The sequence below is a fragment of the Roseimicrobium gellanilyticum genome (assembly GCF_003315205.1).
GTDB lineage: Bacteria > Verrucomicrobiota > Verrucomicrobiia > Verrucomicrobiales > Verrucomicrobiaceae > Roseimicrobium > Roseimicrobium gellanilyticum.
The window spans coordinates 94,881-112,404 of record NZ_QNRR01000002.1; the positions used below are offsets into that span (position 1 = coordinate 94,881).

The 17,524-nt window shown below is 60.3% G+C and carries 14 protein-coding genes; 3 read left to right on the forward strand and 11 right to left on the reverse strand.

What is annotated here, in order from left to right:
• The first annotated feature begins 421 nt into the window (after positions 1-421).
• Positions 422-856 (forward strand): hypothetical protein, encoded by a 435-nt coding sequence (locus DES53_RS05695; RefSeq protein ID WP_147263231.1) that lies wholly within the window; start codon positions 422-424, stop codon positions 854-856.
• A 242-nt stretch (positions 857-1,098) separates the two neighbouring features.
• On the opposite strand, the gene DES53_RS05700 is transcribed toward DES53_RS05695, so the two are convergent.
• The 11 genes from DES53_RS05700 to DES53_RS05750 form a co-directional block, all read right to left on the reverse strand.
• On the reverse strand, positions 1,099-1,842 hold the full coding sequence (locus DES53_RS05700) for a hypothetical protein (protein ID WP_113957276.1): 744 nt from the start codon (positions 1,840-1,842) through the stop codon (positions 1,099-1,101).
• A gap of 263 nt (positions 1,843-2,105) precedes the next feature.
• On the reverse strand, positions 2,106-2,909 hold the full coding sequence (locus DES53_RS05705) for an ATP-grasp domain-containing protein (protein ID WP_113957277.1): 804 nt from the start codon (positions 2,907-2,909) through the stop codon (positions 2,106-2,108).
• A 78-nt stretch (positions 2,910-2,987) separates the two neighbouring features.
• Positions 2,988-5,885: a DNA polymerase I gene (gene polA / locus DES53_RS05710; protein WP_113957278.1), complete on the reverse strand. Its 2,898-nt coding sequence runs from the start codon at positions 5,883-5,885 to the stop codon at positions 2,988-2,990.
• Between the two features lie 452 nt (positions 5,886-6,337).
• Positions 6,338-6,760, reverse strand: a complete 423-nt coding sequence (locus DES53_RS05715) for a GFA family protein (RefSeq protein ID WP_113957279.1) — start codon at positions 6,758-6,760, stop codon at positions 6,338-6,340.
• Positions 6,761-7,050: 290 nt separating this feature from the next.
• Complete coding sequence (locus DES53_RS05720; RefSeq protein WP_113957280.1) at positions 7,051-7,242, reverse strand: hypothetical protein; 192 nt, start codon at positions 7,240-7,242, stop codon at positions 7,051-7,053.
• A 121-nt stretch (positions 7,243-7,363) separates the two neighbouring features.
• Positions 7,364-7,771, reverse strand: coding sequence for a hypothetical protein (locus DES53_RS05725; protein WP_113957281.1), 408 nt, complete (start codon positions 7,769-7,771; stop codon positions 7,364-7,366).
• Between the two features lie 231 nt (positions 7,772-8,002).
• Positions 8,003-9,754 (reverse strand): ATP-binding SpoIIE family protein phosphatase, encoded by a 1,752-nt coding sequence (locus tag DES53_RS05730; RefSeq protein WP_113957282.1) that lies wholly within the window; start codon positions 9,752-9,754, stop codon positions 8,003-8,005.
• 419 nt (positions 9,755-10,173) lie between these two features.
• Positions 10,174-11,301 carry an MlaD family protein gene (locus tag DES53_RS05735; protein WP_113957283.1) on the reverse strand — a complete coding sequence of 376 codons (1,128 nt, stop codon included), beginning with the start codon at positions 11,299-11,301 and terminating at the stop codon, positions 10,174-10,176.
• 27 nt (positions 11,302-11,328) lie between these two features.
• The gene (locus DES53_RS05740) at positions 11,329-12,153 is read right to left on the reverse strand and encodes an ABC transporter ATP-binding protein (protein ID WP_113957284.1); all 825 of its coding nucleotides are present in this window, start codon (positions 12,151-12,153) and stop codon (positions 11,329-11,331) included.
• 2 nt (positions 12,154-12,155) lie between these two features.
• Positions 12,156-12,911: an ABC transporter permease gene (locus tag DES53_RS05745; protein ID WP_147263232.1), complete on the reverse strand. Its 756-nt coding sequence runs from the start codon at positions 12,909-12,911 to the stop codon at positions 12,156-12,158.
• Between the two features lie 33 nt (positions 12,912-12,944).
• Entirely contained in the window at positions 12,945-13,319 is a 375-nt protein-coding gene (locus tag DES53_RS05750) for an STAS domain-containing protein (RefSeq protein ID WP_113957286.1), read from the reverse strand.
• A gap of 485 nt (positions 13,320-13,804) precedes the next feature.
• On the opposite strand from DES53_RS05750, the gene DES53_RS05755 reads away from it, so the two are divergent.
• Together DES53_RS05755 and DES53_RS05760 are read left to right on the forward strand one after the other, a co-directional pair.
• Entirely contained in the window at positions 13,805-14,071 is a 267-nt protein-coding gene (locus tag DES53_RS05755; RefSeq protein ID WP_113957287.1) for a hypothetical protein, read from the forward strand.
• 181 nt (positions 14,072-14,252) lie between these two features.
• A complete protein-coding gene (locus DES53_RS05760) occupies positions 14,253-17,357 on the forward strand; it encodes a Sel1-like repeat-containing protein kinase family protein (protein ID WP_170156885.1) in 3,105 nt (1,034 codons plus the stop codon).
• Positions 17,358-17,524: the final 167 nt, after the last annotated feature.

Sequence of the window (17,524 nt, forward strand, 5' to 3'; positions counted from 1 at the left end):
AGTAGTCCGCCGAGCCTCGGCGGCGGGTGGCGGTAGCTGGCCCATGAGCCCTCACCCCAACTGCAAGCGCGAGCAGCCGCGCCCAACAATGCAAAATGAGAAGTGAAAAATGAAAAGTGCAAAATGGAAGGCAGCTCAGTCACTTTGCATTTTTCACCTTTCATTTCTCATTTTGCATTTCCCTCTGCACTGCCGCCGGGGCGCCACCGGCGAACCCACCGCGAGGCGGTAGCCCAACGTAGCTCGCGAGTCCCTTCGCGAAATCATACCATCCACTCGCCCGTCACAACAAATCCGGAATGCCGCCAGGAAAGTAGTCCGCCGAGCCTCAGCGGCGTGTGGCAGCTGTGTAAAGGCCTCTCCTCTTGCCATTCACCCTTTCCACGGAACAATGGGATCACTCATGAACTCGAGGCGCCTCATGCTCCCCATCCTTGGGACAGCGCTTCTTTTGGGATGCCTCTATCTTGTCGGCTATCGGACACTGGGCGAGGAGGCTGTTTCCTCCAAGTTAAGCAATGCAAAGCTCCGGATTTTCGGCCTCTCATTCTCTGCCTCGGCCAAGACTCGCTCCGATGTGGTAGCACTTTTCGAACCTGCCAGCAGGCTCGAGTCTGCATGGCGCGGCAGTGATGAGGTCTCAGGAACTGTGGTTGGATTGGGAGGCGACCCCAGGTGGATTGACATCAAGACCGCTGAAGGCAGAATCCACTCAATCCACAGCAGCATCTCCGGAGAGACTCTAAAGAGCCAGGGCGTTGAGATAGGCACAAAAGTCACCTGCTGGGTTTCCTATCGACCCTTCTATACCTTGGGGCCCATGGTGATGTGCACACACGCGGTGGTTAAGGAGTGACTCAGAAAAGAAGGTAGTCCGCCGAGCCTCGGCGGCGGGTGGCGGTAGCTGGCCCATGAGCCCTCACCCCAACTGCAAGCGCGAGCAGCCGCGCCCAACAATGCAAAATGAGAAGTGAAAAATGAAAAGTGCAAAATGGAAGGCAGCTCAGTCACTTTGCATTTTTCACCTTTCATTTCTCATTTTGCATTTCCCTCTGCACTGCCGCGAGGCTCGGCGGACTACTTTCCTGGCCACCGCTCCTATTTCCTTCTGAAACTCCACCTGGTAACCATCTTGAATGGCATCGGCTTCACCTCACCATCGTCCCTCTTCTCCGAGACCCAGGTCAAAGTCCTGGAGCGCTCTGAACATTGGATCGCATAGGAGGCCTTTGCCCGGCCATCCTCCGAAGTGAATTCCAGATGCGCGATGGTCGCTGCTTCTGCCACGGTCTCCAGCAGGGTGCTGGCCTTCACGGATTCCACGTATCGCACCTGCACGGTACCCTCGGGGAACTGATGGAAAAAGTTATCCTGCGGCAGGTATCGCAGGTGCTGCTTCTGAGGAGTGAACTGGTACTCCGAGCCCGTCCCGAATTTGATGTTTCCCAGCCAGAAACTGTTCCCATACGACTTGGGGTCGGGAAGGGTGGTCATTTCATAGCTCGAAAGGAGACTTTCTCCAGCCGGGGTTTCCGTTTGGTAGAGCCGATAGAGCTTCCTGGACTTCGTATCCAGGAAGCTGGGTCCTGACATGGGATGAAACGTGAGCGTGCCTTCGGGCAAATCCCACTTCTCAATTCGGAAGCCTGAACCGATGACGCGAGAGGGTTCCCCAAATTTCTCAAGCATCATGGACCGCACCTCCGCCCACTTCTTGCCATGAGTCGATGCCGCAAGCTCCTGGATTGCCTTCGGCGTCTCGGCAACATCAGGAGCCTGCGCGATGACCCGCGAGGAAGCGAAAGCCAGAAGAATCAGAGTCCAAGCGAGAAGGCTTTTCATGGGATTGAAACTCAGGTGAGCGGCGCCGTTGGACAATGGCGTTCTTTAACGTTCCCTGCGAGTCCCTTCGCGAGAGAAAGTAGTCCGCCGAGCCTCGGCGGTGGGTGGCAGTCGTGTTCGTATAAAAGCCTGTCCCACGCCCGCCATACACCTGCTGTGTTTGTGACGAGCACTTTGCTAGAAGGGCCTCGTGGGTGAAAAAGTGCTGTTAGAGGAGGTTGGGTATCACGGGGCGGGTTCACCCGCCGCCGAGGCTCGGCGGACTACTTTCTCGACACCCACCGCTCATCCTCGGCCGTCAGCCCATTCCCCCTCCTGACCGCCCTTCGCCCCGTCTCCAGCGCGGCACTTGGGTTGCATCCATACAAGCCCGCACCCCAGCACGGATTTCCTTCAATCACGGCCCAGCCGTGCTCACGTGTGCAACCCACATCCAGCACAAAGGCCGGCGGGCAGGTCACTTCGGGATGTGTGAGAACCTCTTGCGCGAAGGCCATCGCTTCCGCCTCTTCATTTCCGTGGAAAGGCCATGAACCATCCGCTGCCTGCGCGAGGGCATCATTCCTCCAGTAGGGACAGGCAGACAGCACCACGCCCTCCAGTACGAAACAGCGGAACTCATTCAGGAAGGTCACCGGCTCACTCACGAGCACCTGGATGTCCTCCACCTGTTCCACCTTGGGGAGGTCTTCACCCTTCGCATACACCTTTGGCTCAAAGATTTTGCCGTCCGCGGGTTTCACGAACTGGTTCGTCACCCGCGAGCGTGCTTCAGAAAGCCGCATGATGGACACCTCGCGATGCCGCAGCGACTTCGGAAGCTTTACCAACCAGTCAATCGGCGGCTCAAGCAGTACGAATCCAATCTGGTCCACCACCGCCTCCGCAAAGAGCGGTTCGGCATAGATGGCGATGTCTCCGGAGAACGTCTTCAGTTCATCCGGAACTCGCCAGTTCGCCAGCCGCTGTGTCAGCCAGCCTGCATCACGAGCGACGCGCCACATGGCCACGGAGTCATCCGTGACGCGGGGAGCGAGAATGAGGAGAGCGTTGGGAGAGATCGACACAGGCCAACGTAGCTCGCGAGTCCCTTCGCGAGATTGTTGACGGAATAAACTCGCGAAGGGACTCGCGAACTACGTTGGTCAATGCGCCTCCAGCCAGTTCTTCCCCGTGCCGGTCTCCACCAGCACTGGCACGCGCAGCGGTAACGCATGCTGCATGCTCTCCACGATGATGGGTGTGACCTTTTCCACTTCGCTGTTGGGCACTTCGAAGAGCAATTCATCGTGCACCTGCAGCAGCATGCGGGTCTTGTAGCCGCCGTCGTGCAGGGCCTTGTCCACCTGGATCATGGCGAGCTTGATCATGTCTGCGGCGGTGCCTTGAATCGGCGTGTTCATGGCCACGCGTTCCGTGGCGTTGCGCACGGTGGCGTTGGAGGAATTGATGTCCCGCAGGAAACGCCGGCGTCCGGTCAGGGTGGCCACGAAGCCACGCTGGCGCGCATCCTGCACCTCGCGATCCAGGAACTCGCGCACGCCGGGATATTGCGTGAAGTAGCTGTCGATGATCTGCCCCGCCTCCGCCCGTGGAATGCCAAGACGCTGGCTCAGGCCGAAGGCGCTGATGCCATAGATGATGCCGAAGTTCACCATCTTCGCCGTGCGGCGCATATCAGACGTGGTCTCTTCAAGAGGCACGTTATAGACCTTCGCGGCGGTGGCGGTGTGAATGTCCAGCTTGCGCTGGAAGGCCTCCGCCATGGCATCGTCACCACTGAGGGCGGCCATCACGCGCAGTTCGATCTGCGAATAGTCCGCGCTCAGCAGCACCCAGTCTTCCTTCTCCGGGACGAAAGCCTTGCGAATCTCGCGCCCGGCATCGCTGCGGATGGGGATGTTCTGCAGGTTCGGGTCCGTGGAAGCCATGCGGCCCGTCGCCGCCATGAGCTGGTGGAAGGTGGTGTGCACGCGTCCATCGATGGGATTCACCGTGGCAGGCAGGGCGTCCACATAAGTGTTCTTGAGCTTGGTCGATTCACGGTAGGAGAGAATCTCCTCGATGATGGGGTGCACGCCCAGCAGTGACTGCAGTGTCTGCTCATTCGTCTGGTACTGGCCGGTCGCGGTCTTCTTCGGCTTCTCGACGAGGCGCAATTGATCAAAGAGCACTTCACCCAGCTTCTTGGGCGAGTTCAGATTGAAGGGGAATCCGGCGTGGCTGTGGATGCGTGCTTCCAGCTCACGAGCGCGATGCTCCAGAGTCTGGCCGATTTCCTCCAGCGTGGCCACATCCACCTTCACCCCCACGTGCTCCATGCGCACGAGTACGGGAAGCAAGGGTGCCTCGATGTCATAGAAGACCTTGTGCTGCCCCTGCTTCTCCAGCTCGGGGCGCAGGATGTTCGCAAGTTGCAGGGTTACATCCGCATCTTCCGCCGCGTACTCAGCGAGCGGTTCCAGAGGCGCCTCCGCCATGCTCTTCTGCGGGGTCGGTCCCTTCTTCTCTCCGATGAGTGAAGTGATGGAGATGGGCGTGTATCCCAGATAACGCTCGCTCAAGTAGTCCATCCCATGCCGCTGGTCCGGTTCGATGAGGGAGTGGGCCAGCATCGTGTCAAAGAACGGGCCTGCCACTTCGATTTTGTGCGCCATGAGCACGCGCAGGTCGAATTTGAGATTGTGCCCAATCTTTTCCGCCGTGCTCTTCGTCAGCAGTGGCTTCAGCTCTGCCAGCACTGCGAGATGCTCTGTGGGGTCTTCGGGAATGTGGATGTAGCACGCTTCAAACGGCTCGATGGCAAAGGACATGCCGAGCATGCGCGCGGTGAGCGGGTCGAGTCCATCCGTCTCTGTGTCGAAGCAGAAGGCCTTCACCTGTGAGAGTCGCTTCAGCCAGCGCTCACGGTCTTCTCGAGTGGTCACCAGCTCGTACTTGTGAGGCACGGTGGTGATGGTTTGCAGATTGGGATTGGTGGGCTCGGAGAAGAGTTCCTGCTCATTCGCCTCCAGCTCCGTGGGGATGGTGGTGGGCGCTTCCGCAGTGGTTCCACCTCCGCCTCCACCGAAGAGGTCCCCTTGAGCATCGCCACCAGCAGCGGCCTTCTTGGAGGTTTTCTTTGCGGGCGCTGCCTGCGGCGCCACCGCGCCGCGTCCGGCCTTGAAGTCGTCGCCGAAGATGCGGCGACCGAGCGCATTGAACTCATACTCCACGAAGATGGCCTTCAGCGCATCGTCATCGAAGCTTTGCAGCGCCATCTCATCAAGTCCCACCGGAGAGGGTGCATCACGCATGATCACGGCGAGCTGTCGCGAGAGACGCGCCATGGCTGCGCCTTCCTTGACCTTGTCCTTCAGCTTGCCTTCGATCTCATCCACGCGCTCCAGCATGGCGTCCACACCGCCGAACTGCTGGATGAGCTTCGCCGCTGTCTTCTCGCCCACGCCTTTGATGCCGGGGATGTTATCGCTCGCATCCCCCATGAGACCGAGGATGTCGATGACCTGTTCCGGTTTGGAGACGCCCCAGCGCTCGCATATTTCTGCGACGCCGAGAATCTCCGTGTCACTGCCCTGGCGACCTGGCTTGTAGATTTTCGTACGCTCCGTCACGAGCTGGCCGAAGTCCTTGTCCGGCGTGACCATGTACGTTTCGAAATCACCGCGCTCCTCCGCCTGATGCGCGAGCGTGCCGATGAGGTCATCGGCCTCGTACCCATCCAGCTCCAGGATGGGGATGCGCATCGCCTTCAGCAGGCGCTTCGCTGCTGGGATGGCCACGGACAAGTCCTCCGGCATCTCCTCGCGCTGCGCCTTGTAATCGGCAAACATGGTGTGCCGAGGGGTGGGCGCGCTGGTATCGAAGGCCGCCGCGAAGTGCGTGGGCTTCTGATTCTCCCGGATGTCCAGCAGCACATTGGCGAAGCCGTAGAGCGCCGACGTATTGACCCCCTTGCTGTTGAAGATGGGTTTCTTGATCAGTGCAAAATGCGCACGGTACAGCAGCGCCATGCTGTCGAGGAGGAAGAGGCGGTTCGGCATCGGTGCAGGATGGAGAGGCGGGACGGAAGGGCAACAGGCGAGTTCGGAATGCGGAGGCCGGAGTGCGGAGGGATGTTTTTGCGGGCGACGCTCGGATCGGAGCTCCCGGCTAGCGCGTTTTGAGTTGAACTTTGGCCGTGTTTTACGCCGAAGGCGTTGTACATCGTCCAGCCCAAGGTCAGCCTGCGAAGCAGGCGCCACCTTGGGTGGCAGGAGAGAAGACCTTGAACTCTGAAAGAATTCCACAAACAGGCATCAACGACAGTAAAAGGCCGCCTCCGCCCTGCAGCACTTCTGTGGAACGCTTCCAGCGTTCAGCATCTAGATGCCGTAACCCAAGGTGGCGCTTGCCGCTTCGCGGCGAAGCTTACCTTGGGCTGGACGATGTGCAACGCCTTCGGCGTACTCCTGAAATCGGCTAAAGTTCCAATCAACATGCTCCAAGCCTTGTCCTACATCGGCGCATAGCCTTCATGCTTCGGCAGTGCCGGGTCCATGAGGTCCCACGGTTGGGCATCCGCCGTGAAGATGTGGTACGCTGGCTTGAAAATCGAGGGGTCATCCAGGCTCGAAGCGACGACGCCGATGAAGGGGAATGTCGGATTGACCGCACCAAACAACCGCGAACCGCAATCCGGGCAGAAGCCGCGCGTGTGTTGGCCGCCGCCATCACTGGGGCGGTCATGATACTTCGGTGTGCCCTGGGTGATCTTGAAGCCTGTGATGGGGAACAGTGTTGCGGGCGAATAGGGGCCGCCGCTGGCGCGCTGGCACTCGCGACAATGGCAGCAGAACATTTCCATGGGGGCCTCAGTGCACTCGTAGCGGATGGCTCCACAGGCGCAGCCGCCGGTGATGGGGGTGGGTAGTGGCATGGGATTTGCAGATGGGTTTGGATGAAGCAAGCGAGGTCGGGTCTCCTTTTGACACCTGCCTTGGGATCGCGCCTTCCAAGCGTGACGAACGCAGCGGATCACACAGGACATCGGAGTCTGGGATTCCGCAAAAAAGTCAGTATTCAGGCTTCCGTTGCCATGAGGTGGCGGTGCGGAGCTGCGGCACGAAATGGCTCGCCACGTGGCATTTCCATCCGCCTCTGCCCGCTATCTACGGAAGCGCAGGATCGCATCCCTACCGTCCATTTCTTTGAGGGACGCTCACATGATTAAAAATCCCTCGAGAAACTCACCGTCGCTCCCGGGAGGGAGTCGCGGTAGAGCTGTTCCGGGTTTTCCAGAATCCACTTGGAGTCCTTTGACCTGATGCCGAGGGTCAGTTGCTTCAGGTTTGGCAGCGTCTTGAGAGTCTCCAGAAGTCGCACGCTGCACTTCCCATTGCTGATTTGGATCTCCTTCAACTTGGGAAGTCCTGCGAGCTTCGCGAAGACTTCGTCCGTCAGAAATGGGTGTCGATTTGAATTTTCTCAAGGTGCTCCATGCTGCCCAAAACGGTGAAGAGGGTGTCGATATCGCCTTGGGTCATGGTCCCCGATATGACGTCGCGAATAACAAACGTGCGGAGCTTGGGGAAGCGTTGCAATGCCGGGAAAAATCCTTGTGAAAGCTGTCCGAAGTGGTGATGAAGATGGCGTCCGTTTCCGAACGGGACAGGGCCAGCAAACGCTCACGCCACACGATGTTCTCGACATTCGTGCCGCCCCTATACTGTATCAGCGAAGCGACCGCTTTATTCGCCCATGCCGGTCCCGGGGAGGGAGGCTCTCCACCTGCGAATGCCACCTGCCATCGTTTTGCAAGCGCCCCTTGCAGCGCTGCCACGCGGTATATCCGGTACCCGAAGATCCCCAGCAGGGTCACAATAGAAATCACGATCGCCGCGACGACGAGCCAGCGGCTTTTTTTGCGTGTTTTTGAACCTTCGTTCATGGGAATCGATGTCACTCGTTGTGATATCTCACTACCTCTCAATTCAACGAATCTTTCTCTAGAAAATATCCGAATCATTCTCCTCGTTAGCCACCGCATGAAGCATGCGCCGCACCAGCGAGAAGAGCTGGGTAGGGCGATCGGGGAATCGAAGGCATGGGCGCAAACTTAAGCTTCCCTGGATGCTTTGTCCCGGCGAGGCCTCGGATGGTAGCAGGTCGCTGCGAGCGATTACCCCACCAGTTCCTTCTCGAGCGTAATCTCCGACTCTTCCCGCGTGCTCGCCGCCGCGTGGAAATGCACATGCGTGAACACGCGGCGCACTAGTGCCAGGCCCATGCCGCCTTCTTCACGGGCGCCGGAGTGGGCTTGGGCGGCGGCTTCTTCCTGGGAGATACCGCGTCCGCGATGCTTGATGGTGAAGCGCAACTTCGCGGGTTCCATGGCTGCGGTGCAGGTGATGGGGCCCGGAGGCTGGTCGATACCGTAGGCGTGCTTCAGGATATTCGTCAGCACTTCGTCGCAACCCACGAGGATTTGCACCTTGGCATTCTTGTCGAAGCCGGCGAAGTCGAGCCAGCTTTCGCAGAACTTGCGCGCATCCCGGATGCTCTCCGGGGTGCAGGCGGCTTCAAAGACGGAAGCGGGCGGGGGAGTCGCGTCCATAAGGAGAAGAAGGGTGGCGTCATCGCGCGCGCCATCCTTCAGGAGGGCGCGCCATTTCGTGACGAGGGTTTCGATGTCCGTGGACTCATGCCACGCGGCGTCATTGAGAATGCCGAGCAGACCTTCACGACCAAGCTCGGAGCCATCTTTGATCACGGCTTCGAGGATGCCGTCTGACTGCGCGAGCCAGTGCGTGCCTGAGCCGAGTGCCATGGAGGCCACCTTGCACTCCGTGAGACGACGCTGACCGAAGAACGGCTGCCTCGGGCACGCAATCTCTTGCCACGTGCCATTCTCGCGTGAGCGAAAGAGCGGTGGCGCCTGGGCGAATGCGGAGGCCTGCACACGGCGATGCTTCAAATCAAAGAGCAGCACCGTCAGCGCCGCCGCATTGTCACCGGCGTGCATGGCTTGATACAGTGTGTTGTTCAGCGTCGCGAGCCATGCGCTGAATTTTTCCGGCACACACTGCGAAGCCGTGAGCGCGATCTGCGTGGTGAGTCGTGCCATGTCCAGCGCAGCGCTGGAGCCTTTGCCAGTGACATCGCCTACTCCAGCAAGCAGCAGATGCGGATTTGGTGAGTGAAAGAAGTAGCAGTCACCACCAATGCCCGTCGCTTGCTCCAGATACGCCTGCATGCGTAGTGGACCATGCGTCGCACGGGGTTCTGGGAGGAAGGTTTCCTGCACCTGCCGCGCCAGTTCCATCTCCACTTTGCGCTCGGCCTCTTCCACCGCGCGGGCTTTGGCCTGCTCTTCCGCCTCGCGTCTGCCGAGGGTGACGGACACCAGCGCACCGAAGGCCATGAAGATGCGCATGTCCTCTGTGCCGAAGTGCTCGCGATCTTCTGGATTCATTGCCTGCATCACGCCGCGGCAATGCTCTCCATCGAGCAGAGGAATGGTGAGCAGGGCTTGCGTTGCGAGACCCGCATCTTGCCCGGTGCGGCGGTAGTGCTCCGGATGTTTCGCCGCATCCGAGGTATTTACGGCCTCGCGGGATTCGAACACACGACCGGCAATGCCTTGTCCCTTGGGCAAGCGCCATGCGCCCTCCTTCTTCCAATCGCGTTGCGTGCTGTGAATCAGCAAATCACCACTCGCTGCGTCCGGCAGTGAGATGGAACATGCTGCACACCGCATCACTGCGCGCGCGCCATGCAGGATATTCGCCAGCAGCGATTCGAAGTCGCCGGAGCGATTCAGCGAAGCCGCCACGCCAAGCAGTGTTTCCACCAGCAGACCTTCGCCGTGCGTGGAGGGGATGGCGGTCACCGATGTGTCTTCGGCCTCCCGTGGTTGTGCAGGCTTGCTCATGGTTCGAAGCGCGGAAGCGCTGCTCCCAAGGATCGGGGGCACTCCTGCCTGTAGACGCTAACCGAGGCAGTAGATGTATTTGTCCCGGAGGGACAGCGGAACGTTAGCCGGTCGGTGAAGGGAGCCTTGGCGACCGCAACCACCGGATCACCGTGGTGAAAAACATTCCGTCCCGGATGGGACGGCGGAAGAGGGATGGCAGGATCGGATGATGTGTCATCGCCAGGCAGTCCGCTTCCGGCGTGCCCTCCGGGACGCCATGAGGTTTCCGTAGGATCCGGTGGTTGCGGTCGCTGAAGCTCCCTGCACCACCGGCTACCATTCATTGCTCCCTCCGGGAGCAATGAAGGAAGCATCAATTGCGACGTGGAGTTCATCTTGGATTAGCGGCAACGGCTCTCCTGTCTCACTGCATCGAATTACTTCCGTGGCAACGGCGGTGCTGTCCTCTGGCCACTCGTGCCTGTCCTCGGAGTCACGGTGCCACCGCGCTGTTGAATCATCTTGTCCTGCTCCTTGTTCTTGCCCCACACCACGGCGTTGGGTTTGAGGGAGAGCATTTCCATGAAGACATCCACACGCTTCGCGGCATCGCCGACCTTGTCAGACGCACTGCCCAGCTTTTGAATTTGTGTCTCGCTGCGGCTGATGGCCTTGCCTGCTTTGTCCAAGGCGGAGGAGACCTTCTGCAATTCAGATACGGTCTGCTCCTTTCCTTCCAGAAGCGTGCTCACGATGTCCTGCCAGCCACCGTCGATATCCTGCGTGAGATCGATGAGGCCTTTCTTGCTTCCATCCTTGCTTCCGTTGAAGAGCACGTTCATCGCCGTGGTGCTCTGCTCCAGTTCGGCGACGGCGTTCTTCAGTTCAAAGGCGAGGCCTTCATCCTGCTGACCCTCGGGACCGGCGATGATTTTCTTCAGTTCATCCATGGTCTCCTTCACGGGGGTCATCACCAGGTGATCCATGTCATCATTCACTGTCTTCAGCATGTCCTTGGAGACCGTGGCCATGGCTTTCACTTCCACCATCGCTTGCGCGGCGGCATCCACGGCCTTCTTGGCATTCTCATCCAGACCGGGTAGCACGGAGTCCGCGCGGCTCAGGCGCACGCCTTCGATGCAATGCAGCTCTTCGATCGAGCCCTGGTGATTTTCCGTGATGGAGGCCAGCGTAGCCAGGCCTGAGTGCATGGGGTGTGTCCTCAGGGAAATGTGCGACTCACCAAAGAGCGAGCTCTCCAGATAGGGTTGCACATTGGCGGGAATCTCCACCTCGCTCTGCAGGTCGATGCGCACGAGTATCTTGTCCGTCTTCGGCTCATACTGCAGAGCGCCCACGGAACCCACCGGCATCCCTTTGAAGAGCACCTTGGACTTTTCCTTGATGCCGGTGACGTCATCAAATGACGCTGCGAAAGAAAGCTTCGTGCCCGACCCGCCGCCAATTGCCCGGTAGATGGCAAAGAGCAGGATGCCGGCTACTGCCACGATGAGCAGCACCAGCACCGCATCGTAGGAGCCCTTGAGTGATTTCAGAAGTTTCATGGGGAAAGGGGAAGTGGCATCGAGAGCTCAGGCTACAGTGCCTGCTGCAGCGAGGTCCTCGGCAGGTTGGAGAAAGGCGCGGACCAGCGGATGCGTGCTCGCGTGAAATTCCTGCTTCGTGCCGGAGAGCAGCACGGTGCCGCGCACCGCACCATCCCGCTCCGCGCCGAGCATGATGCCGCGTGTGGCGATGCGCTGGAAGCTCAGGAGATCGTGTGTCACCACGATTACTGTCGCTCCGCTCTTCCGGCTGAGGGTGATGGTGAGATCATCGATTTCCTTCGTGCTCACCGGGTCGAGCCCGGAGGTGGGTTCGTCGCTGATGAGCAGCTTCGGATCCAGCGCCAATGCGCGTGCGAGTGCGGCACGCTTCTTCATGCCGCCGCTGAGTTCACGTGGATACTTGTCCGCATGCCGCGACAGTCCCACGGCGCGCAGCTTCATCATCACGGTGTCCTCCAGCAGTTCCCTGTCACTCGCGATCTCCGGGTGGTGCTGCTGGAATGGCAGCGCCACATTCTCCGCAATGGTCAGGCTCTGCAGCAGCGCCCCTGATTGGAAAAGCACGCCCACATCCCGCATCAACGTCGCGCGCTTGGGACGGGGGAGTTGGTGGATGTTCTCACCGAGCACATGCACTGAGCCCTCGCTTGGGGCATCCACACCGATGAGGATGTTCAGCAGGGTGCTCTTCCCGCAGCCGGAGCCTCCGAGGATGGTGAAGACGTCCCCCGCATGCACTTCGAAGCTCACGCCATTGAGCACGCGCGTGCCATTTGGGTAGGCCTTTACCAGGTCCTTGACCACGAGCAGAGGCCCGGTGGCTGGCGTGGATTTGGCAGCGGGTGACATGGTTAGCGTTTCAGAAGCAGTTGCAGGCCGGTGATCACCGCGTTGATGGCGGTCACGGAGACGAGCGCGGTCACCACGGCGGCGGTGGCCACACGTCCCACGGCATCGGAGCCGCCCGTGGCATTGAGTCCTTTGTTGAAGGCAATCATGGCTGCCATGAGAGAGAATACCCATGCCTTGCCGATGCTCAAAAGCACGTCACTGATTTGCGCCCCTTCAAGCGCGCGCACGACGAATTGGTCCACAGACATGCCCAGCGTTTGCGAGCAGATGAGGAAGGCGCCAATCAATCCCACGCCCACGGTGTAGATGGTCATTACGGGCAGCATCAGCGCGAAGGCCGCGAGCACCGGCAGCAGGATGTACCGCGAGAGGTCCACGCCCATTGTCTCCAAGGCCTTGATCTCCTCCGCGATCTTCATGTTCGCCAGTTCCGCCGCCGTGCCGGCCACACTGCGACCGATGAAAACCGTCGCGGTGAGCAGGGGCGCGAGCTGGTGATTGAGAATTACCCAGATGAGCCGTGGCACGCGGTCCTGCATGCTCAACTTCGCCAGCTGCTCCTGCAGCACCAGCGCAATCACGAGGCCCACGCAGAGTGACATCAGGAAGACCGTGGGCGCGGCGCGCACCCCGACGGACAGGGCTCGCTGGAAGAAGGTCTTCCACATGCTGGCGGGCAGCCAGGGACGCTCCATCGCTCCGCGAAACATCGCCGTCGAGAGACCTGGATAGCTGTATTCACTGCCTGGCTTCACGTGAAGAAGAGAAAGAATGTTGCCGTGCTGGGATCAACTGGCCTTGCCCGCTGCCTTCGCCATCGCGAGCGTGTCATACACCGCGATGTGGCCACCCTCGGCGGATTCGAGGCCCACACCGTTGATGTCAAAAGCGGCCCGCAGCGCCTCATTCATGCCTGAGATGGCGAGCCGCGAATCGGGATGCCCATCAAGCTGGTAGCGCTGCATGGCCGCCCAGAAGGGCGTGTTCAGAAAGGTGACGCCGGACAGGTCCACGATGAGCAGCGGAAGCTTCTGCGCGAGCAGTCCCTTCAAGAGCTGCCTGACCGCCGGCACCGCCAGGAAGTCCGCCTCGCCCGCAAACTTGAGGACCTTTCCCCCGGCATGCGACTCCTCTTCATAACCCAGGTGCGGGGACAGATTCATGACCGCGGCTTCCTCATGTGTGTTGCGTGAACGTCCAGCGCATGATGGCGTTTTGTCCTGAGAATCGCAAGTGGGGAAATCGGCGGGCGGATGTGCTGAAGTGACATTTTGGTTTTGCCAATGAAGATGGAGGTGTATGGCATTTGCATGTCGGCGTTTTCATGCCGCGTGACAGGTTCTTGAGTTACTTCGTGAGCGGTCTTGTGATTCCTGAGGTGTACGAGCGCGGTGTCACGCCAGCTTCTTGGTCGTACTACGATCTCGGACGTGTCGCGGAACCTTGGGGAGGCGGTGTGGAACTAGCATGCGGCAAGGTCCTATCACCCGGATGCTCCGCCCCACCTCCGCCCTCTCTAGTCAGGAAGCCGGCGCAGCGGCTCCCCACCGGTGTATAGGCGCGCAGAGCGATAGACCAGAGAAGTGTCGCAATGGAGTGAGCATGTGGTTTGAGTTTACCCGTGACTATCGATGGCGTATGTCACCTCATGACCGAGTTCCAGAAGGCATGCCGTGCGGCGACCAAGGCTGGTGTGGAAGCTGCTGAGGGAACGTCGGATGAAGAGGTGCGTGCCCAAGTGCAGCGAATCAAGCGTCTCAGAAGTACTGGTTCCGCAGAAATCTCAGTACCAGAGGAGTCCTCATCTGTGGATGGTGCGCGGCTAGTGAGGGAAGCTTTCGAAAGCTGGAATGCGGAGCGGATTGCCTACGAGGAAAAGCACGGCAAGGTGATGCCTCTGCCCAAGGTATCGTAAAAGAATGACTGTGCTGAGGTTGCTTCCCTTCGCACATTTCTGGGAAAGCGGAGGTTAGCAGACAGGCCGCGCTCTCAGTTGAACGAAGCTTCACCATGAGGCGCGTTCATATCGGCTCTGATCACATACTCAACCCTTGCAAAATTCCTCAAGGATGCCGAATGTCAGGGTAATCGAAAGCATGCCGGGTCCTACGCAATTCCGACATTACCTCATCGCCCAAGAAGCTGGGGGGAAAAATATCGAGGTGGTACGGTCCGCAGAACAGGTGGGCGTGCTCGCCTTCGATTTGGAGCGGCATGTCTTCGTCCACTTCCACGTCCTGCTGGAGCCGCTGAAGGACAAGACCGTATTCGAGGAGCGGGCGAAGCAGGTGCGCGCTCGTGGCCATACCCGGCTCGCCCGTCTGCTGGACTACGGCGAGGATGATGGCAGTCCCTTTTACATCACCACGAATGTGGATGGGGAGACCTTGCGCAGTTATTTGGAGCGATCGGAGTCCCTCCCAGTGTGGCTTGCCATGCAGGTCACCCACTCTGCGCTGGAAGCCATGCAGGCGTTGATTGAGGTGGGGGATTTCGTGCCGACCCAGCCGCTGGACGCACTCCGCATCATCCAGACTGGACCCCAGTCTGTGGAGGTGGAAGTCGCAGACTACCGCCTCATGGAAGAGCCCGTCGGCAAGGCAGCCAAGGCCAGGCAGGGACGGTCGCCTCTGGAAAAGCAGGGCCAGTTCCTCAATGCTTTTTTTCAGGAGCGATTGGAGAGCGGTGAGTCACCGGCATCGGCCACCCTGCAGACGGCGGATTTCATCGAGTTGCTTCAGAATCTTCTCAGTGCCTGCGGACCGGAAAAGCAGGAGGCCCTCGCGGCCTTGCTGAAGGAGCTTTCCACGCTCATGCCGCCAGCGCCACCTGTGGAGCTGCCCTCCGCGTGCAAGCCGCGTCCCTACCTCGCAGTTCTGCTGGCGGGTTTCACCGAGGTGGCTCGCAGCATTGCTTCCACGGTACGCATCCAGAGTCAGAAGCTGGACCCATATCATCCTTATTCGCTGCGGGGTACCATGCTGAAGCTGGGGCAGGCCGTGGTGGTGGAGCAGGTGCCACCCTCCAGGCTGGCAGGCACGATTCCTGCGGAGCTTTTCCAGCAGGTGCAGAATCTCCCCAAGGCTGGCAAATTTCCCAATCTCGTCCCCGTGCTCTTCGTGGAGGAAAAGGACGGTATCCAGACGGTGGCGGAGACGGCGGTGGAGGGCGTGACCCTTCAGGAAGTGCTGGAGGTGCGTGATACGCTCGGCGTGCAGGAGATCTACCTGGTACTCGCCGGAGTGGATGCTGCTCTGGCCCAGCTTGAGAAAGCCGGCCTTCCTGCGCGGCGTCTGCGTTTGGAGGATGTCTTCCTCTTCACCGGAGTGGGCCAGGAGTCGCCTCGCGACAGCGGTCTTCTCTCTCGAAAGCTGAATGAGTGGTCTGGCTTTTCCGTCGTCATTCGTGCGCATCCCTGTCTGCATGCCATCGCAGGCAGAGGCACAGATCCCGCCGTGCTGCTGCCGCTCGATGCAAACAAGAGCGATGATGCCGAGCCCATCTGGAACGGTGGGTGGATGGCGGCGCTCGGTTGTTTCCTGGCGGGCATGCCGGATGCGGATGCCACGAAGCACGAGGCGGGGATTGCGGAGACAGATAGCGTCCGCCGCCTGCTGGAGGAGGAAGTCCGCCATGCCCGTGAGGGAGCGCCCATCAAGCGTGCCGCATTCCTGGCGAAGTACGCCCGTGTGATGCAGCAGTTTGACGTCGCGAAGTCCGCCCGCACGGGTGCCGTGTGGTCAGAGGTCAGCGGTGGCCAAGCTGCAGCGAGCGCCCCAGAGGCGCAGGAGGCTCCTGTATACCAGCCGAAGGTCGCAGGGCCAGCGCCCGCAGAGGGACTTCGTCAATTGACGCGCCTGCCGGAAAAAAAGGGGGCAACCCCGCCACTGACAAGCGCTCCGGCACATAATCCTCCTCCAAAGCCCACCATCGGCTTTGCCGAGGCGCTCATCCGGCAGACTCAGGCTCACGACCCAGACGACCACTACGAGGGTGGGGGCTTGCGGCCCATTCGTGGCAGAATGCATGAGTTGCCCGAGAGCGAAAGCTCCTGGCGTCCCATGCACGAGGAAACCTCCCTGTGGATCCGGGTGGCCTTGCTGCTCATTGGGTCCCTGGTGCTGGGGGCGATACTCGCGCATCTTTCAGGCCGGGCTCTGTGGCAGGATATCCCGGCTCCCAAAGCGGTGCTGGCCACCGACCCTCTCGCGCCTGATGCGCCCATCATTGACCTGCCGGTTGCGCCCAAGAAGCAGCCATCATCTGGTGCGCCCACCTTGCCAGCACCGACAGGTTCTTCCTTCAAGGATGTGAACTTGGAGCCAAAGGCCACGCCTCCGCGGGCCGGCTCGGCTGCGGGTTCCGTGGCTCCCGCCGCTCCGCGCCCGGCTTCGGCTGCTCCTCCTCAGGCACCCACCATCGCTCCTGTGCCTCCGCCTCCGGCGATGACCAACCCGGTTGCATCGACATCCTCTTTGCCCGCGCCAGTGGTGTCTCCTGAGACAGCGGGAATGGATGCCAAGTTGGATGCCCGGCTGGCGGAATTGCGGCTCTCCGGCGGCAAGCTCCCCGCTGCCTTGCGGGTCGAGACGGAGCGTGCAGCCTCACGGGGAAATGCCGAGGCCATGCTCGCGATGGGCAGATCCAGCCTGCGCGGTGAAGTGGGCGCGGTGGATGAGCGCGCTGCGTACATCTGGTTTGAAAAGGCGGCACAGGCCGGAAGCGTTCCTGCAAATGTGCCTCTGGCAGAATGCCATCTTCAGGGCTGGGGCACGCCCTCGGATCCTGTGAAGGCCGTGGAGCTGCTGAGCATTGCTGTTGCCGCAGGCGACAGCCAGGCTAAGGACCTCCTCGGCGTGTGCTACCGCCTCGGGAAGGGGGTTCCCCGGGATGATGCGCGGGCGTTTGCGTTGTGCAGTGAGGCCTATCGCGCCGGGATCGTCTCCGCCTGTGGGAATCTGGGGGCGCTGTACCTTCGGGGGCAGGGCGTGGCGGAGGATGCGGCTCTCGCGGTGCAGCTCTTTGCCGAGGGGGCACGTCGCGGTCATGCAGAGAGCATGCAGCAGTATGCGCACGCGCTGGAGTATGGCACTGGCATTCCTGCCGACCGCGCTCAGGCGACGCAGTGGTATCAGAAATCCGCTGCTCTGGGCAATGCGGAGGCCTCGGCCTGGTGTCGTGAAAAAGGCGTGGTGTATTAAGGTGGAATAGAGCGGATGCGGTAGCGGGACGCTTCCAGACCCGTCCAGATGACTGTGAGGCGCGTATCTTCCTCCTGAGCTGATGCTCTAAAGTTAGTTTGCGCTCATGGTTTTGTGGTGCATCACCTGATGATGCACCTGCTTCTGCCTCATGGCGAAGTGGTGAA